This is a genomic window from Clostridium mucosae (assembly GCF_024622765.1).
In the GTDB taxonomy this organism is placed as follows: Bacteria; Bacillota; Clostridia; order Clostridiales; family Clostridiaceae; genus Clostridium.
Genome location: NZ_JANKAF010000006.1, coordinates 184,932 through 196,538, shown reverse-complemented (window position 1 = coordinate 196,538; position 11,607 = coordinate 184,932). Strand labels below are relative to the sequence as shown.

10 protein-coding genes, 1 other RNA gene and 2 pseudogenes are annotated in these 11,607 nt (G+C 28.2%); 11 read left to right on the top strand and 2 right to left on the bottom strand.

What is annotated here, in order from left to right; all coding sequences use genetic code 11:
- The 7 genes and pseudogenes from NSA50_RS09425 to NSA50_RS09395 all read left to right on the top strand — a co-directional run.
- Positions 1-296, top strand: a 296-nt coding sequence (locus NSA50_RS09425) for a C40 family peptidase (RefSeq protein WP_257444643.1), incomplete at its 5' end; no start/stop codon positions are given.
- Between the two features lie 15 nt (positions 297-311).
- Entirely contained in the window at positions 312-863 is a 552-nt protein-coding gene (locus tag NSA50_RS09420) for a hypothetical protein (RefSeq protein ID WP_257444641.1), read from the top strand.
- 102 nt (positions 864-965) lie between these two features.
- Positions 966-1,193 carry a plasmid stabilization protein gene (locus NSA50_RS09415; RefSeq protein WP_257444639.1) on the top strand — a complete coding sequence of 76 codons (228 nt, stop codon included), beginning with the start codon at positions 966-968 and terminating at the stop codon, positions 1,191-1,193.
- Positions 1,194-1,414: 221 nt separating this feature from the next.
- A pseudogene (locus NSA50_RS09410) lies at positions 1,415-2,275 on the top strand (iron-containing alcohol dehydrogenase); the annotation flags it as partial.
- Between the two features lie 270 nt (positions 2,276-2,545).
- Positions 2,546-3,433: a sulfide/dihydroorotate dehydrogenase-like FAD/NAD-binding protein gene (locus NSA50_RS09405; RefSeq protein ID WP_257444638.1), complete on the top strand. Its 888-nt coding sequence runs from the start codon at positions 2,546-2,548 to the stop codon at positions 3,431-3,433.
- Between the two features lie 2 nt (positions 3,434-3,435).
- Positions 3,436-4,824 (top strand): NADPH-dependent glutamate synthase, encoded by a 1,389-nt coding sequence (gene gltA / locus NSA50_RS09400; RefSeq protein WP_257444636.1) that lies wholly within the window; start codon positions 3,436-3,438, stop codon positions 4,822-4,824.
- 320 nt (positions 4,825-5,144) lie between these two features.
- On the top strand, positions 5,145-5,543 hold the full coding sequence (locus tag NSA50_RS09395) for an RrF2 family transcriptional regulator (protein ID WP_195262852.1): 399 nt from the start codon (positions 5,145-5,147) through the stop codon (positions 5,541-5,543).
- 92 nt (positions 5,544-5,635) lie between these two features.
- Here the strand turns inward: NSA50_RS09395 and NSA50_RS09390 are convergent, their stop codons facing one another.
- A complete protein-coding gene (locus NSA50_RS09390; RefSeq protein ID WP_257444633.1) occupies positions 5,636-6,901 on the bottom strand; it encodes an amidase domain-containing protein in 1,266 nt (421 codons plus the stop codon).
- Between the two features lie 405 nt (positions 6,902-7,306).
- Here NSA50_RS09390 and NSA50_RS09385 point away from each other — a divergent pair, with 405 nt between their 5' ends.
- The 3 genes from NSA50_RS09385 to ssrA all read left to right on the top strand — a co-directional run bounded on the left by NSA50_RS09385 (position 7,307) and on the right by ssrA (position 9,226).
- Complete coding sequence (locus NSA50_RS09385; protein WP_257444631.1) at positions 7,307-8,293, top strand: Gfo/Idh/MocA family protein; 987 nt, start codon at positions 7,307-7,309, stop codon at positions 8,291-8,293.
- 3 nt (positions 8,294-8,296) lie between these two features.
- Positions 8,297-8,449, top strand: a complete 153-nt coding sequence (locus NSA50_RS09380) for a hypothetical protein (RefSeq protein WP_257444629.1) — start codon at positions 8,297-8,299, stop codon at positions 8,447-8,449.
- Between the two features lie 423 nt (positions 8,450-8,872).
- Positions 8,873-9,226, top strand: a transfer-messenger RNA (tmRNA) gene (gene ssrA, locus NSA50_RS09375).
- A 178-nt stretch (positions 9,227-9,404) separates the two neighbouring features.
- Here ssrA and NSA50_RS09370 read toward each other — a convergent pair.
- Positions 9,405-10,796 carry a zinc ribbon domain-containing protein gene (locus NSA50_RS09370; RefSeq protein ID WP_257444628.1) on the bottom strand — a complete coding sequence of 464 codons (1,392 nt, stop codon included), beginning with the start codon at positions 10,794-10,796 and terminating at the stop codon, positions 9,405-9,407.
- 445 nt (positions 10,797-11,241) lie between these two features.
- Between NSA50_RS09370 and NSA50_RS09365 the strand changes: the two are divergent.
- Positions 11,242-11,478 (top strand): annotated as a pseudogene (locus NSA50_RS09365) (DUF3427 domain-containing protein); the annotation flags it as partial.
- Positions 11,479-11,607: the final 129 nt, after the last annotated feature.

The window sequence follows — 11,607 nt, the reverse complement described above, 5'->3', positions numbered from 1 at the left end:
AAACAAGTTTTGATTGTAGCGGATTAACTAAATGGGCGTATAAATCAATAGGTGTTGAGATTCCGAGAACTGCACAACAACAGTATGATTCTATGAGGCATATTCCATTAAATGAAGCTAAGGCAGGAGATTTAATATTTTTTACAAATACTTATGCAACAAGTGATTATATAACTCATGTTGGAATAATTGTTGATAGTAATACTATGTATCATGCAGGTGATCCTATTGGATATACAAGTTTAAATTTGGAATATTGGAAACAAAGGATAGTTTGTGCTGGAACTATAAGATAGAAGGAGATAATATATATGGATAATAGAAAAGTTATGTTAGCGTTAATTTTTGTATTGATTGTAGGCTTTTTTGGATATAAATTAAAGTCAATGGATACTAAATATAATAAATTAGTTATTGAAAATAATAAAAATATTGAATTAGTAAAAGAGCTTACAGAAGAAAATAGAGAGTTGATTTTAAAAGTTTCAAGTAATAAAGAGATTGAAAATATTAAATTAGCAGCTGAAAACTTTTTAAAAGGTATGTTTGAATATGATAATAAAACAGATAGAAGGGAAAGTATAAGAGCATATGCAACTAATGAATTTTATAATAAATACAATTTAAGTTCTACAGAAGCAAAAGTAAAGTATAAATCTACTTATGATAAAGTAGAGATATATGTAACTGATGTAGTAGAAGGAAAAGTATTAGCTAGGGTTTGGCATAGCTTTGAAATTAATAATACAAAAACTACAACACAAACATTAATGACATTAGATTTAGTGACTGAAGGTGAGAAATATTTAGTTAATAATATGGAAATTCAAGGTACTATGAATGAAAAAGGATTTTTAAATTAATAAAAATATAGTTGATGACTATAGTAAAATAGTATGATAGAATAAGAAGTATTATAGATAGATTTATAGTGTAAATAAGTTTATTATAAGGAGTGAGGAATAATGGAGCGTGAAATATTAGAATTATTGAAGGGGATTGACAATAGGCTTTCAAATCTTGAAGAAGGTCAGAAAAGGCTTGAGAAGAAAGTTGATTCTATAGTAGAAGAAACAGCTAATTTAATAGAATTTAGGACTTCAGTAATTGCAAAATTTGAAGAGTTAAAAGAAGTGGAAGAGGTAACGAGAGTAAATTGTTTTGATATAGCAAGATTAAAAGCAGTAAAATAAAATATAAAGTTTATAAAAAGAGTCATATTCAAATAAATTGAGTATGGCTCTTTTTTTTGTTGAATGAAATTAATTATTGATTTGATTGTGTTTCGTCAAAAAAACGTCAAAAATTTATTTCAACATATTTCAATGTATTTCTTTTAGTATTGATTAGAAATGACTATAAAGCATTTAAATAAGCCATTTATAAAGAAAAAGAATAGTTTTTCCTTATTGGATATATTCTCTATGAATATCCAGACTTTACATTTGAGCAAGCAGTTGTTCCATTTGGATTACCAGAGCTTAGACAAAAAGCTAAATTTGTTGCAATCCCATCAACAAGTGGCACAGCTACAGAAGTAACAGCATTTTCCATTATAACAGATTACAAGGCAAAAATTAAATATCCTCTAGCAGACTTTAATATAACTCCGGATATTGCCATAGTAGATCCTGATCTTGCACAAACTATGCCATCTAAACTTGTAGCACATACTGGAATGGATGCATTAACTCATGCTATCGAAGCTTATACTGCATCATTAAGATCAAACTTCTCAGACCCATTAGCAATGAAGGCTATTGAAATGGTTAGAGAGAACTTAGTTGCTTCATATAATGGAAATAAAGAAGCTAGAAACTTAATGCATGAAGCTCAATGTTTAGCAGGAATGGCGTTTTCTAATGCACTACTTGGAATAGTTCACTCAATGGCTCATAAGACAGGAGCAGTATTCCATATTCCTCATGGATGTGCAAATGCAATCTTCTTACCATATGTAATTCAATATAACAGAGGTAATTGTGAAGATAGATATGCAGATATAGCTAAAGCATTAAAATTAGAAGGCGAAAATAATGCAGAATTAACAGATGCATTAATAGAAATGATCAATGATTTAAACACACAATTAAATATTCCACATACACTTAGGGAATATGGAGTAACAGAAGAAGACTTTAAAGATAATCTAGAATTTATTTCTCACAATGCAGTTTTAGATGCTTGTACTGGATCTAATCCAAGAGAAATTGATGATGCAACAATGGCTAAATTATTTGAATGCACTTATTATGGAACTAAGGTTAATTTCTAAAAGACTTTAAGTTTTCTAAAATAATAGATTGATTTTAAGGTTATCTTAAACAGAAATTATTTTCTTTTTGAGGTAACCTTAATTTGAAAAAGTAGATAAATAATTAGATAAGAATAAGTCGATAAATAAAAATAGAGTAATAATAAAAATAAGGAAATCTAAAAAGAAATATTTAGTAGTAAAGAATAATATTTACATTTACTAATTGTATGAATATTCGAAAAATGATAATATAAGATTGATATGAAAATAAGCCAGGGGGGAACAATCATGTATAAGATAGTGAAAAAAAGAGAACTTACTGATAACATATATCTTATGGATATAGAAGCACCAAGAGTTGCCAAGTCTGCTAAGCCAGGACAATTTATAATTATTAAAAATAACGAAAAAGGGGAGAGAATTCCTCTAACAATAGCTGATTATGATAAGGTTAATGAAACTGTTACTATAGTGTTTCAAGCTGTAGGAAGAGAGACAAAAGAATTAGCTAGTTTTGAAGAAGGAGATTATGTTAGCGACTTCGTTGGACCTTTAGGACAACCAAGTGAGTTTATACATGAAGACCTAGAAGAGCTTAAAAGGAAAAATATAATATTTATAGCTGGTGGTGTAGGGGCAGCACCTGTATATCCGCAAGTTAAATGGATGCATGAAAATGGTATTGCTTGTGATGTAATAGTTGGAAGTAGAACAAAGGACTTATTAATATTAGAAGATGAAATGAGAAAAGTTTCAGGCAATTTATATATATCAACAGATGATGGAACATATGGATTTAATGGTAGAGTAACAGATTGTTTAAAGTACTTAATTGAAGAAAAGGGAAAAAAATATGATCATGCAATAGTAATTGGACCTATGATAATGATGAAGTTTATGTCAATGATGACTAAGGAATTAAATATTCCTACAACAGTTAGCTTAAATCCAATAATGGTAGATGGAACTGGAATGTGTGGGGCATGTAGAGTTACTGTAGGTGGAAAAGTGAAATTTGCATGTGTAGATGGTCCAGAGTTTGATGGACACATAGTTGATTTTGATGAATCAATGAGAAGACAAGGAATGTATAAGACTGAAGAAGGAAGAGCTCAACTAAAAATCGAGGAAGGAGACACTCATAATCATGGTGGTTGTGGATGCAAGGTGGAATAGTTATGAATATGCAAGATAGAATGAAAAGAGTACCTGTTTCAGAACAAGCTCCAGAAGTAAGAGCAAAAAACTTTGAAGAAGTGTGCTTAGGATATATAGATGAAGAAGCAATAAAAGAAGCAAATAGATGTTTAACTTGTAAAAATCCAAAATGTGTTGATGGATGTCCAGTATCAATAAATATTCCAGGATTCATAGCATATATAAAAAATGGAGAATTTGAAAAGGCAGCTAAAGAAGTTGCAAAATATAGTGCATTGCCAGCAGTTTGTGGTAGAGTATGTCCGCAAGAAAGTCAATGTGAAGGTAAATGTGTATTAGGAATTAAAGGGGAACCAGTTTCAATAGGTAAGCTAGAAAGATTTATAGCAGACTGGTCAAGAACACATAATATAGAATTAGCAGAAAGAGAAGAAGATAAAAATAAAAAAGTAGCTGTTATAGGTAGTGGTCCTGCTGGATTAACTTGTGCAGGAGAGTTAGCTAAAAAAGGATATGATGTAACTATATTTGAAGCTTTACATGAACCAGGTGGAGTTTTAGTTTATGGAATTCCTGAATTTAGACTACCTAAGGATGATGTAGTAAAAGCTGAAATTGAAAACATAAAGAAGCTTGGAGTAAAGATTGAAACTAATGTTATAGTAGGAAGAACTATTACTATAGATGAGCTTATAGAAGATGAAAAATTTGATGCAGTGTTTATAGGTTCAGGAGCTGGTCTTCCTAAGTTTATGGGTATTCCAGGAGAAAATGCAAATGGAGTTTTATCTGCAAATGAATTCTTAACAAGAGTAAACTTAATGAAGGCATTTAAAGAAGAATATCATACACCAGTTAAAGTGGGAAAGAAAGTAGCTGTAGTAGGTGGAGGAAACGTTGCTATGGATGCTGCAAGAACTGCTTTAAGACTGGGATCAGAAACTCACATTGTTTATAGAAGAAGTGAATCAGAGCTTCCAGCAAGAGTTGAAGAAGTACACCATGCTAAAGAAGAAGGTGTAATCTTTGATATTTTAACTAACCCAACAGAAATTTTAGTAGATGAAAATGGCTGGGTAAAGGGAATGAAATGTGTTCAAATGGAACTTGGAGAGCCAGATGAATCAGGTAGAAGAAAGCCAGTAGTTAAAGCTGATTCAGAATATGTTATGGATGTTGATACTGTAATAATGTCACTTGGAACTTCACCAAATCCACTTATATCATCAACAACAAAGGGTCTTGAAACTAATAAGTGGAAATGTATAATAGCAGATGAGCATGGACTAACAACTAAAGAAGGAGTTTATGCTGGTGGAGATGCAGTAACAGGAGCTGCAACTGTTATTTTAGCAATGGGAGCAGGTAAAACTGCTGCAGAAGCTATTGATGAATATTTAAGTAAATAATGTTATAGAGTTATTTTTAACCTGCTACTACTTTAAATTGTAGCTTAAATGGTTAGAAATAACTCTTTTTTTGTATATTTAATCTTCTAATTATTAATAAGAAATCAATTTTGTAAATTAATTGTAAATATTGTCTATCTTTTAGAGTAATTTTAGGTAAGTATATAGTATAATATCAGTAGAGTAAATTTTATATAAAATTAAGAATAAAGTTTAGATATTGTATAAATATAGAATGTTTAATTTTAATATACATATAAAAGTTACTAGCAATTATAAATTAAGTTATGGCAATAATCATACGAAAGAGAGGAATTATTATGTACTTATCAAAATTTACTGATTACTCATTTAGAGCCTTAGTATACCTAGCTGAAAATACAGACAAGCTATGCACTGTAGAAGAATTAGCAAAAAAATTAGAGATTTCAGAACATCATTTAAAGAAAATAATACACAAGCTTGCTAAGACAGATTTAGTTATATCTATGAAAGGTAGAACGGGTGGATTAAAATTAGGCTTAGAGCCTCAAGATATAAATTTAGGTGAAGTTATCCGTATAACAGAAGATAACTTAAATATTGCACAATGTTTCAACAAGGAAGATTGTTGTCCATTTATAAGTTCAGGATGTAAGCTAAAAGGGATAATGAATGAATCTTTAAATGCATTTCTTCATGAGTTCTCAAGATATACACTACAAGACTTACTTAACTAAAGTCTAAAGGTATAAAATTCAGTATTTAAAGTTATATAGTTAAAAATAGGCTATAAGTAAAAATAACTATAGCCTATTTTTATTTTAATAATTTATTTTAGGGATACTATGTAAAATTCAGAATTATCATTACTCCAACCTAAATCAAAAGGGACTTTATATTTGTCAATAGAATTAGAATTAACTAAAGGATACCCAGAATTATCAAATCCTGTGATTATAGCACTATGCTCAATATAATCACCTTGCTTATATATGACTAAATCACCTAATTTTATTTCATTACTTGACTTAGACATACTATCTAAGATTTCATCAAAAGACCCAGAAAATAATATAAATGCTTTATTGCTAGATAAAAGGTAATCTAAAAGCTTTTCTGAGTTAACCCAAGTTTCACTTGCCATTACTCCTTTAGATTCATTAAATTTATAAGACCAATCTTTATCTTGAGGCATTCCTCCACCTTCAAGGCCATCAGATAAGCATTGAGATATAAAATTAGTACAATTTCCAGATCCAGCAACATAGATGTAATAATTTGAATTATATTTGCTATCTAAGTTAGTTGTAAAAGATATTCCAGAGTATTTATCAGCATAATCTACAGCAGCTTCTCTATTATAAGTAGAACTATTTTCAGGTGTAGGATTAATTTTAAAGTTTAAATTATAAGCTTTAAATCTAGTTAATGGAATATTCTTTTCAGTTAAATCAAAATCATATTTACCAAGGCCACCTTCAAAGCAATCTTGATAATAATCTTTAGTAACTATAAATGAGTTTCCAAACTTTTTTAGTTCTAATGTATGTATTAAAGAAATACCAAAACTATTAACATTTTCAGGATCATTGTTGTATATGTAATCAAATTTATATTCTTCACTTAAAGTTAAATCATATGTATTATCCTTTTCCTTTATAGATGTAATTTTAGGGGTAGACTGTATATTCTTAAAACTTACATTTCTTTCACTTGCCCAATCTCTTAAAAAAGCAATTCTTTTAAATTCATGCTTTAATGAGTAGCTACTAAATGTTTGAGCAGTATCATAAAACTTATAAAGTTCTTCGACATTACCAGTAGTAAAAGACTTGTTACGAGTAGTATATAACTCATTTAAAAATGAAATTATAGAAGTTTCTAAATTTTCATCACTATCAGTTATAAAAGTACCGGCATGTGCAATTGGTTCACCTTCATAAACTTCACTAAAAAATACAGAAGGCACAAAAGATGAGTTTGAGGTCTTAGAAATAAAAAACAAAAAATTAGTTATAAGAAAAATTGAAAATAAAAAATAACTACTTGCTTTGAATATCTTTTTTTTATTTTTATCTTTAAAGATATTACGCATATAAAAAACCTCCCTAGTATTGACCATATTTAAGTACAATCAAGCTTTCTCATATTTTTAAATAATACATATTAAAAATGCAAGAATTAATAATAGTAGTATGTGCAGTTAAAATAAAAATATGAGGAGAAATTAAAAAGTGAAAGAGTGAAAAAGTGAAAGAGTGAAAAAGTAAAAAATTGAGGAAATAATTCACCTTTGTTTAATTGTAGAAAATAGGGCTGAAATACAATTGATAATTGATAATGGACAATGGATAATTAGGGAGATAATTCAGATAAGCTGAATTATGAAAAGTGAGAAGGGAAAGAATTGATTGTATAAGTCTTGATAGAAAATATTAGGAATATAATATATAATTGAAATGAGTAAATAAATGGTACAAATGAGTTGGAGGGATAGTTAATGATTAATATAGGTGTTATAGGAACTAATTTTATTACTGAATGGTTAATAGCTGGAGCAAGGGAAGTTGAAGGTGTAAATATATCTGCTGTTTATTCAAGAACAGAGGAAAGAGCAAGGGAGTTTGCAGATAAGTTTAATATAGAAAATATATTTACTGATTTAGAGGAAATGGCTAAGAGTGATTTAATTGATGCTGTGTATATAGCTTCACCTAATTCTTTGCATGCTGAGCAAGCTATATTATTTTTAAATCATAAAAAACATGTTCTTGGAGAAAAGGCTTTTGCTTCAAACACAAAGGAAGCTGATGCAATGATAAAAGCAGCAAAGGAAAATGATGTTGTCTTAATGGAGGCAATGAAAACTACTTTACTTCCAAACTTTAGAGTTATTAAAGATAATCTTCATAAGATTGGTAAGGTTAGAAAGTATTTTGCAAGCTACTGCCAATACTCTTCAAGATATGATAAATATAAGGCTGGAGAAGTGTTAAATGCATTCAAGAAGGAATTATCAAATGGAGCTATTATGGATATAGGAGTTTATTGTATAGCACCAATGGTGAATCTTTTCGGAAAGCCAAATACAGTAAAAGCAAATGGAATAATGCTAGAAACTGGAGTTGATGGAGAAGGTAGCGTAGTATTTGGCTATGATGATATGGAGGGAGTTGTAATATACTCTAAAATAAGCAATTCATATCTTCCATCAGAAATCCAAGGGGAAGAGGGTAGCATTATAATAGATAGAATTAATACATTTAATAATGTAAAAATAATATATAGAGATGGTAGAGAAGAAAATTTAACATTAGAACATAAAGAAGCAAATATGTGCTATGAAGTAGAGGAGTTTGCTAACTTAATTAAAAATGGAGAAAGAGAATCTAAGATTAATTCATTAGAAGTCTCTAGAAATGTGGTTGAAGTTATTGAAGAGGCTAGGAAGCAAATTGGAGTGAGTTATCCGGCAGATAATAATTAAAGAATGAAAAAATTAATACCATATGGGCTTAAAGATGTACATGGAAAATTTTTTGAATCAAAAGTATTTGAAAATCTAGATCAAGAAAAGGTAGAAGAATTTGATAAGCAGTTTCCTTATATGCAAAAATTGAAATTACCAGGACAATGGGAATAGTATTTATATAGGTTTGCTATTACAGTGAAGCATATTCTTTAGAAACTAGTTACAAAACAAGCAAACTTATATATAACTACTTTTTATTAAGAAATTAATTATAAAAATAGTAATATAAGAAGCTTTTTCCCTTAATGCTAATAAGATTAGGTTTAAATTAAGTCGAATTTGTTATAATATAAGTATGTAGAAATTGTGTATTATATAAAGTTAAATTTAGATTATAAGGAAAGCCAGATTTTCTTTTTAATGTTAATTAGTTTATTTTTAAATTAATATTAATAATTTAATTATAAATTTTGAAAATTTAAAAGAAAATTATGGTAAGCAAGGATTAAATCTAAGTTGACATAGAAATCTATATAATATATAATTTACACGTAGTCAAAATTGAATATTTCGCGTTAAACTAATTCTTAACCTGGGGGTGTTCTGGCTTCGACGGGGGTAAGATGGGTTTGATAAGCGAGCCGAGGCAAGCATGTCACCTCGATAATAAAGTATGCATTAAAGATAAACGCAGAAGACAATTTTGCATTAGCAGCTTAATATAGCCGCTCATCAGCCCAGGGTGCCCACGCTCTGGATCACTGGTGTCATTGAAGTGGGAAACGAAGTTTAGCAAAGCTTTGAGCTAAAGGGGTATTCATGAAGCTAGGGAATTAGGAGTTTGTTTGTGAGCGAACTAAGGACCAAAATTTTAGTCACAAACTACGCTCGTAGAAAGTCAAGCTGGTCTGCTTTCGGACACGGGTTCGACACCCGTCACCTCCACCATAATAAGCCGTGAAGAAATTCACGGCTTTTTTACATATTTAATTACATACTAATAGTATAACTTTTAACATATATATTATACATGTGTTTTATGCTTAAATAATAAATAGTTGCTTTGACCCCTCGCCGTAAATATTTTACGTTAGGAAAAATCCTCTATTCGATTAAGCTACTAAAATTAGATTGCTATCGTATATATTTTTATGGGGTTACATAATTTATAGTATGGAATTTTAATTTTTTCAAATCTTTCTAATTCAAAGCTACCATACTTACAAATATTACAAGCAGCATTTAAGTCGGCATTTATTATTTTATTGAAACTATAATCTTTAAATAATCCTCTTTTAACTCGTCTTCCTCCGAAAACATCAATTGAAATTGAATTATTTGAAGCTAGTGATTTTACTTCAAAAATATTTCCGCTTAAACAAGAAGTTTTTGAAGTATATGATTCATCGATTTCAATTATTTTTATATTATACTCTGGGGCTTTTAGGTATAGATAATTTATTAATTTTATTATTGGAATTTGGAGAAAATGATTTCTGATTTCTTTTGAAAGTTTACATTTACCATTATTTTTTAATTCATTAATAGTTTTCGATATTACTAAATGGGTTACATTATTACTTTGTAAATATAATAATATATATTTAGATAGTTTATGAAATTCTGAAAAAAAGTAATTATATTTCTTTTCATGAAGAAATTTTTTATAATTAGTTAAATATTTAATATCTTCAAGTCTATTAAGATTATCAATAGTGTTAAGAGTTTTATCTAGTTTGGAAAGAAATCGATTGAATTTTGCATTATAATTAATAAAGGTTTTTCCACTAATTATTAAAGATTTAGTTGTAGTATCGTGAATATATATTGAAGCTATATTTTTAATTCCAATGTCTAATCCGGCATATTTTATATTTTCAACAGGTTTAATATTAAAGTTAGGTTCAATATAATTTATTAGCATGTAGATATAACCATTTGAATAGTTTAAATTAATGTTCTTTATATTATCGAAGCTTTTGACTATCTTTAATAATGGTTCATGATTTACATGTGTATAAATCATTTTATCGTTTAAATTTATACCAATAGTATTTTTCTTTTTAAATGTAATAGATTTATATCCATCCATATATAATGTTATATGATTTGCATAAGCCAATGATTTTGTAGATGGTTTATTAGCTTTAAAATCACCAATTTGTGATTTTGTATATGTAGATTTATAATTTTTCATAACATTTTTAATTTGCTCTACAATGTTATGAATTTTTAATTCTCTTGTGACATCAATTATATCATTCATAAGTGAATTATTTTTATAATAATTCTTAATGTAGTCAACAGCGTCTTTTAATTTGCCACCAGTATTATTTGTAAAGACCGCTCTCATTACTCTTCCATTAGTTAATAATCTGAAGTTTTTACCATTATTTTGATTTAAATCTTGATTGATTAAAATTATCAGCATATTTTCAAAGTGTTGAGTAAGAAGAATTTTATTTTTTAAATAATTAATTATATGTTTATCTTTTATTCTAATCTTTACAGTTCTCAAAAATCACACCTCCTAATAGTAGTATTCTATATTTACTAAAAAATATAATAGAAATAAGCTAATAACAATTATAATTATCTTATTTTATAATGATAAATATATAGGTAAGTGAAATTTATTGAAGTATATTAAAAAAAGGAAAATATTTAAGTATTAGATGGTAAGAAATGGTTATTAATTACAATGATGTCTAATTTAGTTTGATAAGAACATAAATTAATTTCAGCGAATGTTGCATGGGAATGGCGTAAGAGATTTGCAAGCAGAAAAGTAAGTTTACCTTATAAGCAGTTCTTAGAATAGGAAAATTTGAAAATAGAGTGCTAAAATAGTTGAATCATAAGTTCAAATATAAGGCTAATACATAAATGTAGTTACTTCACCTAAAAATCTGGTAACTACAAAATCATTTAGCAAATGAAATAAAAATCTGAATATAAGATTTACAGTTGAAAGCATAACATGGCAAAGATATATTAATCACTTAAAAACAAAAAATAAGATAGCTCTATTTGGTAGAGAATATAAATCAAAAGATGGTCTAACATCTCCATTCACTTTCTTAGGAACTTGTGAATATAGAAGCCATACAGGAAATAAACCAATAAACTTTATTTGGGAATTGCATGAGGAAATCCCAGCAAAGATGATTAATAAAGCAAATAAGTCAATTGTAATTTAGATAATAAATGTAGTTACCTTATTTAATAATGTAGTAACTACAAAATTAGTGGAATAATAATAATCTTATTATTAAATGATAAATGTAGTTACTTTATTTAAGAATACGGTAACTACATTTTTGGTTAGC

Excerpts from the sequence above, each read along its gene's own strand:
- NSA50_RS09385 (WP_257444631.1), top strand. The coding sequence starts at position 7,307 with ATGATTAATATAGGTGTTATAGGAACTAATTTTATTACTGAATGGTTA.
- NSA50_RS09380 (WP_257444629.1), top strand. The coding sequence starts at position 8,297 with ATGAAAAAATTAATACCATATGGGCTTAAAGATGTACATGGAAAATTT.
- NSA50_RS09395 (WP_195262852.1), top strand. The coding sequence starts at position 5,145 with ATGTACTTATCAAAATTTACTGATTACTCATTTAGAGCCTTAGTATAC.
- NSA50_RS09420 (WP_257444641.1), top strand. The coding sequence starts at position 312 with ATGGATAATAGAAAAGTTATGTTAGCGTTAATTTTTGTATTGATTGTA.
- NSA50_RS09390 (WP_257444633.1), bottom strand. The coding sequence starts at position 6,901 with ATGCGTAATATCTTTAAAGATAAAAATAAAAAAAAGATATTCAAAGCA.
- NSA50_RS09415 (WP_257444639.1), top strand. The coding sequence starts at position 966 with ATGGAGCGTGAAATATTAGAATTATTGAAGGGGATTGACAATAGGCTT.
- NSA50_RS09405 (WP_257444638.1), top strand. The coding sequence starts at position 2,546 with ATGTATAAGATAGTGAAAAAAAGAGAACTTACTGATAACATATATCTT.
- gltA (WP_257444636.1), top strand. The coding sequence starts at position 3,436 with ATGAATATGCAAGATAGAATGAAAAGAGTACCTGTTTCAGAACAAGCT.